The following is a 16,811-nucleotide window of genomic DNA, read 5'->3' as shown; positions in this document are numbered from 1 at the left end:
GTTGAGTTAACAAGAGAAATTCTTTATGAAGGGATGATTAAATGGAGTTGGTATTTATTCGTCACGGTCAAGGAGAACATACTATGGATGTACCAAGAAGTTTACAATTAAAAGACCCTTCATTAAAGCCTAATGGGGTGAAACAAGCGGAATTGTTAAGAAATAAATTCCCTTTAACTAATACTGAAATTGTTTTTATAAGTCTTATTAGAAGATCGCTTCAAACAGCATTTATTTGGAGTGAGACTATAGATTGTCGTAAGATTGTAAGTCCATTTGTCTCTCCACGAATGTTTCCTATTCTTCCACGCAAAAAGACATTGCCTTGTGATGAAACAATGGATTTAGAAATAATAATAAAAGATTATCCTACTTTCGAAATTGATATGAATGCTTCTCTTGATTTTTGGTCTTCAGGTATCAACGTTATTTCGGATAGTGAATTTGTGAAAATTGCAGAAGAGTTTATTGAGGTCTGTAAACTGTCAAAAACGAAAAAATTTATATTGTTTCTCACGATGGGACAATCACTTCTTATCGTCAATTGATTTTAGGTCAAAGTTTATCCCGAAGTGATTTTCCCCACGAAACTGGATACTTTGAAATTAGTTGTTGAACTAACGTGTGTTTTACTTCAATTAGAGGTAAAGCCATATGCTTGTTGAACTAACGCAGCAGGTTAGTAGAAGAAGTTTAGAATATTTAGGAACTCTTTTCTTATCTGAAGTAAAAAAAGGCTTTTGAAATTAATTCACATATATTTCTGGTTACAACAGACTGTTTAAAATTAACCGTCCTTATAAAATATTGTAAAATTAGTTTCAGGGGGGATGATCTAATGGAAATTGTTATTAATAAGTTCTTTGAAATAAATGAAGAAGGAATCCAACAGTTAAAAGAGAGGCTAAAAACTCTAATATTGCAACTCCAAGAGCTTTCACAGCTGGATTTGTCCTTGCTTGAGAGCTTTGTCGTACCTGATGATTTCGAAAAGGAATTAATCTTATTTCAAAGGAAACATCATCTTTTAGAGGGTTTTACTCATAATGAACACGCGAAGGCTTACGCTAAGGTGTTGGATTACAAGGTTAATGGTAAAAAACGATGCACCATATTCTTGGACAAGCATATTGTTGGTGGATTATATGGAGAAGAAACACAGCAATTTTCTATTAATACCATCCACCACGAGCTTTGCCATGTACATGATGATTTCAATAAGATGAATATATTCAGCGCTGAATCTCAGCTCTTGGGTGATACTGAACTATCCACCCGGCTATATGATCACGCATGGGGGGCCTGGTCTGAATATTTTGCCCTCCGGACATCTGCCCCGACATTACCGGAGGATTCAGACCTTTTGATTCCGTTTTTAGTAGATGTGGTTGAGGATACAAAAGAAAAGATTAGAAAGGAAATCATGCAATATCGGTTCCATGGTGATATGGGGAAATTTTTCCCCCAATTTGAGGAAAGTGTTTATTTTCTTATTAAAATGGCTGCTACGGTCATAGGGAACATCCACGGTTCAAAGTGGCTGCCGGAGGATATGGTCGTTAGCCTAAAAGATGAATTGTTTAAGGAAAGTTATTTTGGGGACTCTTGGAAAAACCTTTGGGATGCATTGGCTGAGATATACAATACTTATCCGAAGTGGACTAGAATGTCTGATTTTGAACCGGTATCGGTTGTAGTGGAAAAAACATGGAATGCGTTTGGGATATACCCTGTAATGACAGACCAAGGATTTTATATACATATTCCGTAATTATATAAACAATTATTTAAAAATGGTTGAAGGATAAGTTGTTATTCAACTATAGGGAGTTTTAATAGCCGAATACTGAGACCTAATGAGTACCAATTAATATCTTTAGACCAGATAGGAATTTTTCTTGAAAAGGAATTTCCTACAGTAAGAAATATCTCTACAAAAGTATATTTACTTAAATGTTTTTTTTGAAGGTGGTACAGCAATATACCTTTATGATTGGAAGTGTTTGCGGAATGAAAAAAATAACTATACTTATATCACTATTAATACCGCCCATATTAATGTCCTTTTTAATTAATCTTTCTTTCTTTAGTTTTGCTAAGGGATCCACTGATTCCTGGATTGCTTTCTGGGGGAGTTATTTGGGTGCATTAATTGGTGCAGCCATAGTATATTTAGTAACCAATATACAGGTGAAAGAACAACGTAAAATTCAATTGGATTCTATAAGAGAAGAACATAATAATGCTTTAAAAAGGGAGATGAAACAATATCATTTTCATAATCAGGTGGAAAAAATCGAAGAATTTTATGAGCTAATCGAGGAGACCATGGATTCAGTAACTAAATGTACAAACGATTTTACAAGATATATTACTTATAGCCATATATTATATGGTGGAACCGATGTATATACAAAGGAAGAAGAATTGATTTACAAAGATGAGATAAAAAAACTCAAAACGGAATTTTATGAGTGGATTCATATTTTTACTAAAGCTAGTTTTAAAATGAGTAGATTATCGTTATATGTAGAAGATACTTCTTTACATGTGAATAAGTTCAATAAGCAACTTGGGGATTTTATTTCTGAAATCAGAAGTGGTTACAGTGATAAGAATAGTTTTAATAATTATATGAATAATCCTAATGAACCAGCGCTCTCTCACCAGCTTGATGGATTCATAAATTTAGTAACTCAGTTTACAATAAATATATTAGAACCTAAATTAGCAGAAAAAATATTAGAAATGAATGAGTAGTTCTTAGAACTAGTTTTAATGAGAATATTAAGCCGATTCATCTAAAATCGGCTTAATATAATTCCGAAGATTATTAATTTAGATTAAGCTTTTTCAATGCTTCTGCTAATGAGTTGTTAACTGGCTCTTCCTGCTTATCTTGTTGCTTCATATATCTCGAAACGTCTTGTTTAGAGACGTTTTTTGTTTGCCCTTTTTTCCCGCGTTCGAAGGAGGATAGTTTTTCACGATAGCCACATTTACAAGTGAAGATTTGTCCCTCACCCTAACCTCGAAGCTCAAGTTTTTTCTAGCATTGTGGACATTGAGCATTTGGAACTCTTGCGACATTTTTACGGTGACCACACTCACGATCCTGACATTTTTACCATTTACTTCTAGCATGGGTTTACCACAATCCGGACAGCTATTGAAACAAACGAAGGGAAAAGAATATGGTATGCAACATTTGATGCTTTAGAAATAGCTGACAGTGGTAAGCCAGACCCTCTTAAAATTGAAGCCTATGATAATGAAGTAAATATTTATTGGAAAGATGGCGTTTATGAAGAAGGCTTGTTTCGAGGAAAAACAAATAAGTGAACTAACGGGTGCTTAGTAAAGATCATAGGGTTGCTTAGGCAACTCTCTTTTTATTGAACCAAAGTTTTTTGAGTAGCTGCTTAATATATATGGTAAAATATAGGTAATTGTTCATTGCGAGAGGACACTTAAACTAACGCAGGTTAGTAGAAGAAAACTTGAAACGGGGTGTGAATGTTGGGGAAATATATAAGTATCGTTATCTTAATTATTATGGTTAGTTTTTTCTTGTTTTTGGCTTTAGGAAGTTTCTTTTCAAGTGACATTCCTTATGAACCACCGCTTTATATTTTTGGGACCATCATTGTTATCTTACTTTCAGTTTTAATCTCCATTCTCTTTTATATAGCGGACTTATTAAAGGAAAAGTTGTAATGTTGCCGCTGTCCCATAGGAGACATATCAGGTTTTTGTCCTGAACAATAGGAACGTGGAGTTCAATTCAGCCTATTGTTCTTCAACTCCCATGAAAGAACGTAATATTCTTTCATGGTCTGTGGTGTAGCTATTATTTTTGCTACATGAATGGCTAACGGGTGCTTGAGTTAAATATTCGCTTCCCGAAATAATTAATCTTTTTATTAAAATGAATAGAAGTGAACTGGTAAAACCTCGTATTTTGATCAAACTTTGTTCAAAATACGAGGTTTGTTTATAGAAAAGAAGATTCTCGTGAAACTTTAATCAATCGTTCTTCAAAGGTTACATCAACAAATGTAGGAGGTTTTTCGGGAAAGTAGTAGCGTATTAATCTTCAATGTCAATAAGTTGAGACATTAGGAGAATGTCTTAATTAATGATTTTGAAGTGAGTTCTACTGATGGAACTGGTTTAAAGATAGATAAATGTGCTGTAGATTTCAATTGAATGTAACACTTATAGGAAAACGTTACATTCGATTCAAAACACCTCCATACAATTAAACAGGTAATAAACGAAAGAATGTCGAACTAGTTATAATAAGGCGGGTAACATTACTTATATTGGTAAAATCTTTAATAGGATTGAAGGATGTAGATTGTAGTATCTATCAAATATACGATAGGCGTTTTGTATAGGGCAGTGACTTGTTTTTGTTTAACGGAAAGCTGATTATGAGAAACGTGGAAGAAATTAAAGGGGATAGCTAGATGAAATTTATGGACTTTTTAATACAGGAATATTGTTTAAGTGAAAGTTCTGCCAAAGACTATGTCGGTCCTTTCAACAGAATTGTCAATAGAGGTATTTATAAGGAGGAAAATGAGATGACTCCTATTTTGAAAGCAGCTGTTGAAAAAGAATTTCCTAATTAAAAAAATCATTATGTCCTTGCTCTTGAACGATATATTGATTTCAAACGAAAAAGAGAAATTAAATGGACCAGTTGGACTAACAGAGGAGAAAAAATATAAATGAAAAGACCAGATTTTTCAATGCAATCATTTTGGGCAGCATGTATTGCTTCAGCCCTGTGCAACATTGGTTTTGAAACTGGGATAGTGGGGGACGTTCACTCCAACTTCCTACAGTTAATTGTAAGCATTTTGGTAAGCGTGGTCGTTTATTTCGGCTATTGGTACTATCTACTCTCTGAAGTAATGGAAGATCCAAGCTTTAAAGGAGATGATATAATTGCCATGACTTTGGGTTCACTCGTAGCACAGTGGGCAGGAGTATTAATCATTTTGTTAGTTCCATTGTTTGGTGGAGAGATAGAACCTGTACATGGAAATGACCGGGGAGTTCCTGTATTTTACCAAAACTGTGACGAAGCAAGGGAATATGGAGCTGAGCCTGTATACGAAGATGACCCAGGCTACCATCCTGGACTTGACCGAGATGGGGATGGAGTAGGTTGTGAACCATGGTACGGAGATTGAAACTAGTAGGTAAGCACACAGCTTTTATATATTTTGTTAACGTGTGCTTATATTACACCCGAAATAATAACAGCACAGTTTAATAAACTGTGCTGTTATTATTTTTCAATATCTTCGTATCAAAATAGGTTGTGACAATACCGAATTACCCTTACATAGAGTATGAATGTAACTGTTAAAAATGGTGTAATTTGTTATCGGAGGGTTCTTAGTTCAAATTAACTGATATAATAAGCACATGTAAGATATAGCACACAGAGGAAACAACACGGTAACAGTAGAATTAGGTTTTGAAAAGAAATTTTGGGAAAATGGCAGATAGAGTAGGGTGATGGAACTCTAATTATCGATAAAAACATGAGTAAAAATGAATTGTAAGACGCTGCGAAAGTAGGTAGCATCGTCCTCGCAAAAATGGTAGAAAATAAGTCTGTGTCCATTGAGTAACTTGTGATGTCTTAATCTGAGGGAGGACATCGGCGACGAAGTATCAATTATAAAAGACTAAATAATAAATTGGAGAAGATGTTGTTATGGCAAAAGTAACTCCTAACAGTGACCAACAAAAGGCAATTGATACGATAGATGGACCAGTATTGATTTCGGCCGGACCCGGTACAGGTAAGACGGCCACGCTAGTTAAACGATATGCCAATATGGTGAATAATCATCGCGTCAAACCAGAGAATATCTTAATGGCTACTTTTACGGAAAAAGCGGCAAAGGAAATCGTTACGCGTATTTCATCTGTAATTCCTGACTTTGATTTGAATGATGTTTATATTGGAACTTTCCACTCAATTTGTCTAAGAATTGTAAGGGATAACTTAGCGTTTATCCCGACTTTGAAGAAAAACTTCACTTTAATGGATGATTTTGACCAAAAGTACTTCATCTACCAGCGATATTATTATGATTTTAGACATTTGCCACACTTTAATGATCTAATCAGTGAAACCTCAGGTGTATGGAGAAATGTCAGTAAAATAGCAAATCTAGTTAACGGCTTATCGGAAGAAAAAATAAACCCTGAGCGATTACTTACGGATCCAAATCCACAAATAGTTGCTTTAGGTGAAATCAAACAAAAATACGATGAACTATTGCAAGAGAAAAATAGACTGGATTTTGCGACGATTCAGCTGACTGCCTATCAGTTACTCAGTGAAAATCCGGAAATTCTGAAAAAATATCAAGACATTTTTCAATATATGATGATTGATGAGTATCAAGATACCAATTCAATTCAAGAACAATTGATCTTTTTACTATCTAAAACAAATAATATATGTGTGGTTGGTGACGATGACCAATCAATGTATCGTTTTCGAGGCGCTACGATTCGAAATATACTGGAGTTTGAAAATAAATTTAAAAAAGGTGAGTGCAGCGTTATCCACCTTTCTATCAATTACCGTTCGGCCCCTGAGATAATCGAGTTCTATAATAGGTGGATGAAGGAGTATTCAGAGACTCACTTTCCGTGGGATGAGTTTCGAATTGATAAAACAATTTTACCTAGTCCTGGGAAAAACCACAAAGAGTTGACACCCCCTGTAATAAAAATTGCCGGAGAGTCGACTGAACAGTGGCATGAAAGAATTTATAAATTCATCAAGATGCTATCAGATAAAGGATACATAAGTAACTATAATCAGATTGCTTTTTTATTCCGTTCTGTGACGAAGAAAGAGACTCAGGAACTTGCGAACTACCTTGAAGGCAAAGGAATTCCAGTTTATTCTCCAAGGTCAAAAATGTTCTTCGAGCGTGAAGAAATAATGGCGTCGATTGGTTTATTGCTTTCAATTTTTGGTGACTATTCGGATGAGTTAGTTGATAGACCTGAAGAATATCTTGAAAAGTTAACTGATTATTATGACCGGTGCTTGGACTTTGCCGAGCAACTAATGGATGATGATCAAGATTTAGAAGATTGGGTTAGTTATAGAGAAGATGAGCTGGATAAACTTGTTGGAAACACGGATTACGCATTCACACAACTGTTGTATCAACTGTTTAGCTTCAATTACTTCCGAAAGATTATTGATACTGATTTGGCCTCCGGGGTAGCTGATCAAAGGGCAATACGAAATCTCGCCATTTTAACAAACGTACTTGCAAAATATGAAGCGAGTGAAAATGTTGATGTCATCTCTGATGTTAAGAAGGATCAGATCGTTTCTAAGCTATTTGAAACGTATTTTAGATTCCTTTTTGGAAGCAATCATGGTGGTGGTGGCATTGAAGAATACCAAGATGAATCAGAATATGCTCCGAGTGGTTGCGTTTCATTTATGACGATTCATCAATCTAAAGGCATGGAGTTTCCAATCGTTTTCACTGATTCTCTATATGATAGGCCAGCAGATGACAATCAAGGAATTCTAGAACAAGTATACGATGCTTATTCTCATCGTAAATCGTTTGAGCCAACTGATAGGATTAAGTTTTTTGACTTCTGGAGACGTTATTATGTCGCGTACTCACGGGCAGAAGAATTACTTATTCTTACTACACCAATTCGTGCACGTGGCGCTTGGCCGATGCCGGGTACAATGTTTAAGAAAGCTTTTAATGACCTAGAAGACTATTATGAACATCACTACTCATTTGAAGAGTTTGATTTTAAACCAGTTAAGGCATCAGATTTGAAGCAGTCTTACGCTTTCACATCTGACATTTCTAAATATGAAAGGTGCTCAATTGAATATAAAATGTTTCGTGAACTAGGGTTCTCTGAGATACGTGTCGGTTCTACACTTTTTGGATCTCTAGTGCATCAGACAATTGAGGATATTCATGATGCGATACTTCGGGATGAAGTAGTATCTATCCCTAGTAATCTTGAAACTTGGTTTAATAACAACTACCAGAGCCTTGTGCTGAGTGAACATAGTTATCTAGCACCGAGTTCAAGAAATGCCGCACTTAAGCATGTCAAAAATTACTTTGAAAATTCTGAAGACCTTTGGAAAAATATCAGGAAAGCTGAAGTACAGTTAAGCTATCCTATGAAGGATTTCATCTTGAATGGTCAGGTTGATATGATTAAAGGAAAAGGCGATACTGTGGAAATTGTGGACTTTAAAACTGGGAATAAACCTGAACCAGGTGATGAATTGCTCATCAACTATGAGAAACAACTTCAAGTCTACGCAAGGCTTGTCGAAGATAAGGAAAATGTCACTGTTTCAAAATTAAAGCTCTACTATCCAAGCGCTTACGAAAACCCGATTATAGAATTTGAAAAAGATAACCAACAAATCGATAAGATGATTGAGGAATTCACGGATGTGGTTCATAAGATTGAAAAAAAAGAATTTAGTCAACGAACGACAAATTATTCTGTTTGTCGTGAGTGTGATATGCGATTCTATTGCAACAGAATTAAACCAAAATGATACCAGGGGGGATTTTCTCGTGAATAAAGAATTACAAAATTTACTGCTTTCGCAGGAAGAATATGTTGTAGAGGGGACGCTTAACAAAAACTTGGTGGGCCAGCTTGCGCGAAATTACGATGCTGGCCTATTGAATGCACTTCAATCAAACGAAAAGATTAAGTGTCACTTTTTTGCTTTAACTGAGGGAGGACTTATTTTTAAACTGGAAGTTTTTCTTCAGTTCTTGAATAACAAGGCATTTTTACCTGACAGCTATACAATTTATAAACAAAAAATCGGACTAGCAAATATGGGGGAGGTAGATTTACTTTCACAAAATAAACAAATCGTCCTTAACTGGCCTTACAAGGATTGTATTCTTGAAGGTGGGCAACACAAGGAAGATGCGAAGCGAGATGAATTATTTTTCAATGAAGTTTTGTCACCAACAGAGGTGACCAGGTTGATGGAACCAAAAGCTTTTTCAAATTTTGTTCTCCATGATTCGACTGGTGTTTCAAAATTAGAAAAAATTTCAGGGGATGAAAACCTAATAATAAAAGGCAACAACCTTTTAGCTCTTTCCAGTTTAAAAGAAAAATTCGCAGGAAAAATTAAATTGATTTATATCGATCCACCGTATTATTTTAACGCCAATAAGTCTGAGGATACTTTTCGATACAATTCAAATTTCAAATTATCAACATGGCTGGTTTTTATGAAAAATCGTCTAGAACTCGCAAAACAGTTATTAGCAGAGGATGGTGCAATTTTTGCTCAAATTAGTGATGATGGTGTTGCAGAATTACATTTGTTGATGAAAGAGATTTTTAACACTCCAACAACCAACAACTTTATTAATAAGATTACAGTAAAAACAAAATCACCTTCAGGTTTTCAGAGTGTGAATCCTGGAGTCTTTGAAACTGCAGAATATATTATTGGCTTTGCAAAAAATAAATCCAAGTGGACGTATAATCGCCAATATGTTGAAGCCGACTACGATGCAAACTACAAATGGGTTGTAACGAATATTGATGAGGATTTTAAGAATTGGAACATCGTTGATATTAAAGAAGTAATAGCTAATGACTTAGGTTTGACATTAGAAAATTTCAAGAAAAAATACGATGGCAAGTTAATTTTGGGGTTGATGGCGGAATATGCTTTGAAGAATCCAGATAAAGTATTTCGGCCAGTCGCAATTAGTAATAAAGCAGGAGCACAAATCAAAAAAGTAAGAGATGAATCTAAGTTAAGTCCCCACGAAATCTTTTTAGTGAGAAGAGAAGGCCAATATGATGTGTATGTAAATAAAGGGCAAGAACTGGCGTTTTATAAGAAAAAAATTAGATATATAAATGGTGAAATGGTACCTAGTGTCCAAGCAACAAACATGTGGACTGACACACCATATGAAGGGATCGCATCTGAAGGAGGAGTAGTTCTAAAAGGTGGCAAAAAACCTGAGAAACTTCTTAAGCGGATTATTGAGATGGGTACTGATTCTGAGAATGATATAGTTATGGATTTCTTTTTAGGAAGTGGTACAACTTGTGCGGTTGCCCATAAACTTGGACGAAGATACATTGGTGTTGAGCAATTAGACTATATTGATGAACTTGCTATCCCTCGACTAGAATCAGTTATAAACGGAGACCAAAGTGGCATTTCTAAAATACAAGGATGGACTGGAGGAGGTTCATTTGTATACTTTGAAATTAAAAATGATGCTAAAGAATTTGTCGATAGAATTGAGGAAGCGAGCGATAATAGCGAGCTACTTGAACTGTTTGAATTAGCGAAGAAATCATCTTTTATTTCATATCGAGTTGATCCTAAGAAAATGAAGTCTTCGGAGTTTGAAAAACTATCATTTGCAGAACAAAAGCAATTACTTCGAGAAATTATCGATAATAATAACTTGTATGTGAATTATTCTGATATTGAGGATCAGTCGTACGGGATTAGTGATGAAGATAAAGTGTTGAACCGTCAATTCTATGGTGGGGGTGAGTAGATATGGAACAATTCTTATACGAAAAATATGATGGAGGGCTAGGAATTTTTGCCAACTATTTTAAGAATCAAGTTCCTAAATATATATCTGAAAATCTGCGGCATGAGTTGCGCGAGTATCAATTAGAAGGTATTGGTCGCTATTTGAACTATGAGCATAGGGATGAACAAAACCGAACCTACCCCGAACAATTGCTCTTTAATATGGCAACTGGATCAGGTAAAACGATGATGATGGCTGCAATCATTTTGGAGAAATACAAGCAGGGCGAAAGAAACTTTCTGTTCTTTGTAAATAACTCTAACATTATCGAAAAAACGCGAGCTAACTTTCTCGATTCAACTTCAGAGAAATATTTGTTTGCTGATTCCATAATGATTGCTGATGAGTTGGTAGAAATTCGGGAAGTTACAGATTTTTCAGATTCGAACGAGGATACAATTAACCTCTTATTTACAACTATCCAGCAACTGCACATCGACTTGAATACACCTCGTGAAAATCGCCTCTCTTATGAACAGTTCGAGGACATTTCCGTTGTAATGCTCGCCGACGAAGCACATCATTTGAATGCCGGACTCAATGCGGATGAGAAAAAGGATAATACCAGTTGGACTGCGACAGTTGACAATATTCAAAGAAATGCAAAAAACTCTTCTCTTTTTGAGTTCACTGCAACGATAGATTTATCAGATGCTGACATTGCAGCGAAGTACAGAAAGCAATTACTGTATAAATATGATTTGAAAGATTTTCGATTAGATGGTTATAGTAAAGATGTTCTGTTCCACCTGGTAAATAATGAAGTTGATGTGCGTATGCTTCAAGCAATAATCATCAGTCAATTCAGAAAGAAAGTCGCATTAAAAAATGGGATTAACTTAAAGCCACTAATTCTACTTAAATCACAAAAGAAGACAGAAAGTGCAGAGAATCTGTCTGATTTCCTTGAAATTTTGGATGCACTAACGGCTGATCAAATTGAACAACAAAAACAATCCGCAACGAATCTTGATGGTATTTTGACACAGGCGTTTGACTTTTTTGATGAAAATGGCATTACTCACGAGAACCTAATTGCTGAATTAAAAGAAGACTTCCGCGAAGAACGATTAATGCTTATCGATAGTGATAATAAGACGAGTGATAAGTTGGCTGAATTAAATACTCTGGAAGATCCTAAAAATGAGATTCGGGCTGTCTTTGCCGTTGATATGCTGAACGAAGGATGGGATGTACTAAATCTATTTGATATCGTGCGTCTTTACGATACTCGTGATGGGAAGACGACGAAAGCTGGATTCAAGCCCGGTGCGACAACTAATGCAGAGAAGCAACTTATTGGTCGTGGAGCTCGTTATTATCCATTTGTTATCAATAATGATGTAGCTATGAAATATAAGCGGAAATTTGACCATAATGAAGCATCCGAACTACGCGTGATTGAACAACTTCATTACCATTCGAAAGACAACCCGAGGTATATTTCAGAGCTGAAGCAAGTTCTTCGTGAATCCGGAATCTATGATGACCAATCAATGGTTGAAAGGCAAATCAAATTGAAACGATCCTTCCGGAAAACCGGCACTTATAAGAACGGTGTCATATGGGTCAACAGTCGAGTTGAGAAGCCGTCCTTTATAACAGGGCAAGGATCCTTATTCGGGGATGATTGGGAAATCATTCTTCCAGAAGAATTGGAAGTACATCTTCCGACTTCTGGTATGGGCGACTTTGCAGCCTTTGAAGGAGAAGATAGAGAGGTTTTTCAAGTTAAGAAAAAGCAAGATAACCGAAAGTTCAAAGTCGGAAAAGAAATCACTCTCAATGTTTTAAGAGCAGCAGTAAACCATAAAAATAAAGATTTTAATTTTGAAAAACTGCATAAATCTTATGTCGGACTAGCAACATTGGAAGCATTATTGAAAGAAATTCAAAACAAAGTGTCTGTTATTGTCTTTGGTGATGAAGAGGATGTCAAAACTCTTTCTCAAGTTCACAAACTGTTTATTTCAAATGCAATTCTGCAGGCTATTGCAGATGAGTACATTAATGTTGAGAAACAGTATGAAGGAACATTGGAATTCAAAGCAGTGAAGATTAAAGATGTTTTTGAGAAGAGAATACAACGCAAGTATGTTATTGATTCGAATAGCAACAAGGAGAATGGTATTTCTCAAAAAGACTTAACTCAAACCAGAATCTTTGAGGATATCGATAAACTTGACTGGTATGCTTATACAGATAACTTTGGTACAAGCGAGGAAAAATTAGTAGTTAGAACCATCAAACATCACATGTCTGAGCTTGAAACAAAACTAACTGATATCTATTTGCTTCGTAATGAGAAATCAATAAAAATATATAGTTTTGATAAAGGTAATGCTTTTGAGCCCGACTTTGTCATGTTTGCAAATGATGCAGAAACTGGTAATGTTTCTTGGCAATTCTTTATAGAGCCGAAAGGAAGTCAATTTCTAGATTCAAATGGGCAATTCGATAATGGTAAAGAGGGATGGAAACAAGCTTTTCTGAAGAAAATTAAGGAAAAAGATGAAGGTGGTCTTCTAGTAGATGATGATCATTATCGTATCGTTGGCCTTCCATTTTACAATCATGAGCGCACAAAAGAATCTTTTCTCGATGAATTAAGGACGACACTTAATATCTCGGACGAAGTAAAAATTAAAGCTAGTCATTATGTTCAAGATACCCTCTTTGATGACTACTAGGATTTTACGATGGTTGCCAAAGATAATCCGGAGCAAAAATAATTGAATTTCATCGTAAGTAAGGTATTCCAAAAACGATGGTTCGTGAAGTAGCGAAGAAGGAGAGATAATTCTCCTTCTTTTTTGTTTCATTTTTATGTCAAAACTTATTACATAAACTATTTCTCATTAAGATTCGAATTTTACCATTGTTTATCCCTCAAATTAATGAATAAAAATAACATTCAAATTCGTCAAGGAGATTTTTAAGTTGCGATAAACCATCTTATCGATACTTATTTTAAATAATAAAAAGATATACTTATAAAACAGAAATGGTAAAATTTATAAAAGAAGGTCTGTTTATGATCAAATCTGTGGAAATAAAGGGGCTTAGCCCCAACCCCCCTCTTTCAGCAGCAGATTGTTTCATATCATTAATCGACAGTGATTTTTTTACCATATTATTTAAATCCCCCGTGATTTTTAAGTATTTAATAAGTTTTTTCTATATATAGCTAAAATTATTGCAAACCGCCTAAGCCTATATTAATTAGATCTTCCATTGCATTCAAATTTCTACTCACCAATCAATTATTCAAAGTGTTACATAATATGACTTAGTAGAAAATTCAGCAGGGGTACGCTGGGACTCTTACCAATTGGTTTTAGAACTTACTAATGTTACCATTATTACCATCAATAACAATAGGCGCTCATTAGCATTTGGAGGTTTAGTATGAATCCCAACGAAAATTTAGTTTTAATAAAAGGACAAGATCAAACTGAATCTGTTCGGAATATCCAATCTAACCTACAAAAGATTAATGTAACCTTTGAAAACAATAAAACTTTTTCATATAATAGGGAAAATGTGAAATGGCTACGTCAACCAAACGTGCAGACTGTTAGCACTTCACAAGTATTTGTATGTGGGGAACTGATGGATGGTGCAGTTATCCTCTTACAGTTTGGCTCTCATTCACGCATTCTCTTCAAATCAGGCTACAAAAAGGTATGTCTAAGTCATTCAATTCAAATAATAGAATCGGAATTACAAAAGCCGGTTGTCGCAAATACTTTTTCCTATCTTAAAATGCTCTCTACTGTAATAGATACCCCCAATGAAATCGAGAAGTCTTTCTTGGAAAAACAATATGAACGCCTGCAATTTATTCATCCTAAAAGTGTTCTTGCTCACTACTTGAAAAAACATTCTCCTCAAAAAATTGAACATGCCCAAAACTACATTTATCCATTTAGCTTTAACTTAAGCCAAAAGATGGCTGTAGAACATGCATTTACAAATCATATAAGCATAATTGAAGGTCCTCCTGGCACTGGGAAAACTCAAACCATCTTGAACATCATCGCGAATGCGATAGTTTTTAATCAAAGTGTTGCTGTAGTATCGAATAACAATTCGGCTACAGACAATGTAGTAGAGAAACTTCAGAAATACGAATTGCATTTTCTTGTTGCTACTCTTGGCAATCAACAAAAGCAAACTGCCTTCTTTAACAAGATTGAAAATTATCCAGATATGACAACTTGGAAGAGAAAGTCTGAGGAAATCCAGCACCTTAAAACAAATTTGGCATCTATGCAACACATGTTAAACCAGATGTTAGAACTTCGAAACACGAAAGCGAAGCTCAGCCAGGAATTAGAAACGGTTGAACGTGAATATCAATATTTTGATGACCTTTTGAACGATGAAAAACCAGATGTTTCAATTTTTTTGTCTCTTCAAAAATTAACATCAAATCAAACTTTACGATTATTGAATGCCATTGATCAGTTACCAGTTGATAGCAATTTAAGCATATGGAGAAGGATCATCTTTTATTTTAAATATAAACTCTTCCACTCTAAAAAGGTTGATTTGAGGTCATCAACAACACGGTTACTGTTGCAACAACAATTCTATTTAAGTCGCATGAAGGAATTAAAGGTAAGTATTACTAAAATTGAGAACCAGTTAAGTGGGTATCAATTCAAAGAAAAAATGGATGAATATAGTGCTTTATCGATGCAACTTTTGCATGCAAAGTTATATGAAGTATATTCAGGTAGATCTGAAAGACCAGCATTTACAAAAGATGTCTTGTGGAAGAACTTTTCTTCACTAGTGAAGGAATATCCGATTGTTACAAGCACAACCCATTCACTTAAACAATCATCTGGACGAGACTTCTTGTTTGATTATGTATTAATTGATGAATCATCCCAAGTGGATTTAGTTTCAGGAGCACTTGCTCTTTCTGCTGCAAAAAGAACTGTCATTGTAGGGGATCAAAAACAACTACCTAATGTTGTTACACAAGAATTGAAAGAAAAAACAGACGCAGTATTTCACAGCTTTCAAATATCATCTGCTTTTCGTTATTCTGAAAACAGTTTGTTACAGTCTATTCGAAATGTCTTTGTTGACGCACCCGTCACTCTCTTAAGAGAGCATTATCGAAGCCATCCGCAGATTATTGAATTTTGTAACCAACGTTTTTATAACAATGAGTTAATTATTTTAACAGAACAGCTTCCCTCCACAGATACACTTCTAGTGGTGAAGACAGGAAAAGGTAACCATGCTCGGGGCACGTTCAATCAAAGACAAATCGAGGTTATTTCTACTGAAATTCTTCCACAGATTCATAATAATCAAAAAAACATGTCCATTGGCATTATTTCACCATTTCGTGAGCAAGCTAATAAATTGAAACAGTTGGAGCAGATATATTCACTTGAAGCAGATACTGTTCATAAATTTCAAGGAAGAGAAAAAAATATTATCATTCTTTCGACCGTAGTCAATACATTAAAAGCCAATGATTTTGCTGATGACGCACATTTAATAAATGTGGCTATTTCCCGTGCCGTAAACCAATTGATTGTGGTCACTGCTGATGGAAGCGAAACATGGGCTGGAACATATATAGGTGATTTAATCCGCTATATTCGATATAACAATTTCGAAGTACGTCATAGTGAACTTTATTCTATATTTGATTATCTATACCGTTCACTTGAAAAAGAGCGTAAAGTACTCTTAGCAAAACAAAAGAAAGTTTCAACATATGATTCCGAAAATTTAACCGCAAAATTGTTAGATGACATTATTAAAAACAAGGAGTTTTCTTTCCTTTCTATTAGCAATCACCCTCCCTTAAGAATGTTAATTAAGGAGCGAACAATTTTGACGCAAGAAGAAAGAAAGTATGTAGAAAATTCCTGGACACATTTGGACTTTGTCATGTTTAACAAAATAGATAAAACACCGGTCCTCATCGTTGAAGTAGATGGTTATTCTTATCATAAAGAAGGCACACGACAAGCAGAGCGTGATCGGATGAAAGATGCTATTTTAGCGAAGTATAAATTACCTATCATCCGTTTAAGCACTACTGGCAGTAATGAAAGGGAATTAATAGAAGAAAAATTGAAAACAATTATTCAAAATTGAATTTACTATTAAAAGAGTAATCTCTAT

Annotated in this window: 9 protein-coding genes and 1 pseudogene; 9 read left to right on the top strand and 1 reads right to left on the bottom strand. The window is 35.0% G+C overall.

The genetic code is table 11. The features are described 5' to 3' along the window. Positions 1-41: 41 nt before the first annotated feature. The 3 genes from ACHUE4_RS13660 (at position 42) to ACHUE4_RS13650 (ending at position 2,760) form a co-directional block, all read left to right on the top strand. Positions 42-548 carry a phosphoglycerate mutase family protein gene (locus tag ACHUE4_RS13660; protein ID WP_394190965.1) on the top strand — a complete coding sequence of 169 codons (507 nt, stop codon included), beginning with the start codon at positions 42-44 and terminating at the stop codon, positions 546-548. Between the two features lie 290 nt (positions 549-838). Then, positions 839-1,771 carry a hypothetical protein gene (locus ACHUE4_RS13655; RefSeq protein WP_394190963.1) on the top strand — a complete coding sequence of 311 codons (933 nt, stop codon included), beginning with the start codon at positions 839-841 and terminating at the stop codon, positions 1,769-1,771. A 368-nt stretch (positions 1,772-2,139) separates the two neighbouring features. Next, positions 2,140-2,760 carry a hypothetical protein gene (locus ACHUE4_RS13650; RefSeq protein ID WP_394190961.1) on the top strand — a complete coding sequence of 207 codons (621 nt, stop codon included), beginning with the start codon at positions 2,140-2,142 and terminating at the stop codon, positions 2,758-2,760. 73 nt (positions 2,761-2,833) lie between these two features. Here the strand turns inward: ACHUE4_RS13650 and ACHUE4_RS13645 are convergent. After that, positions 2,834-3,171, bottom strand: a pseudogene (locus ACHUE4_RS13645) (DNA topoisomerase III); the annotation flags it as partial. Between the two features lie 1,301 nt (positions 3,172-4,472). On the opposite strand from ACHUE4_RS13645, the gene ACHUE4_RS13640 reads away from it, so the two are divergent. From ACHUE4_RS13640 to ACHUE4_RS13615, 6 genes are all read left to right on the top strand, one after another. Further along, positions 4,473-4,637, top strand: coding sequence for a hypothetical protein (locus ACHUE4_RS13640; protein WP_394190959.1), 165 nt, complete (start codon positions 4,473-4,475; stop codon positions 4,635-4,637). A gap of 99 nt (positions 4,638-4,736) precedes the next feature. Beyond that, positions 4,737-5,204: an excalibur calcium-binding domain-containing protein gene (locus tag ACHUE4_RS13635; protein ID WP_394190957.1), complete on the top strand. Its 468-nt coding sequence runs from the start codon at positions 4,737-4,739 to the stop codon at positions 5,202-5,204. A 533-nt stretch (positions 5,205-5,737) separates the two neighbouring features. Then, entirely contained in the window at positions 5,738-8,608 is a 2,871-nt protein-coding gene (locus tag ACHUE4_RS13630) for an ATP-dependent helicase (protein WP_394190955.1), read from the top strand. 19 nt (positions 8,609-8,627) lie between these two features. Continuing rightward, a complete protein-coding gene (locus tag ACHUE4_RS13625; protein ID WP_394190953.1) occupies positions 8,628-10,610 on the top strand; it encodes a DNA methyltransferase in 1,983 nt (660 codons plus the stop codon). Positions 10,611-10,612: 2 nt separating this feature from the next. Further along, on the top strand, positions 10,613-13,342 hold the full coding sequence (locus tag ACHUE4_RS13620) for a DEAD/DEAH box helicase family protein (RefSeq protein WP_394190951.1): 2,730 nt from the start codon (positions 10,613-10,615) through the stop codon (positions 13,340-13,342). 718 nt (positions 13,343-14,060) lie between these two features. Further along, complete coding sequence (locus tag ACHUE4_RS13615) at positions 14,061-16,784, top strand: AAA domain-containing protein (protein ID WP_394190949.1); 2,724 nt, start codon at positions 14,061-14,063, stop codon at positions 16,782-16,784. Positions 16,785-16,811: the final 27 nt, after the last annotated feature.

Origin of the sequence: Paenisporosarcina quisquiliarum, assembly GCF_043641925.1 — a bacterium.
Taxonomy (GTDB): Bacteria; Bacillota; Bacilli; order Bacillales_A; family Planococcaceae; genus Paenisporosarcina; species Paenisporosarcina quisquiliarum_A.
The sequence above is the reverse complement of the archived record's forward strand: the minus strand, read 5'-3'. Positions and strand labels throughout refer to the sequence as shown.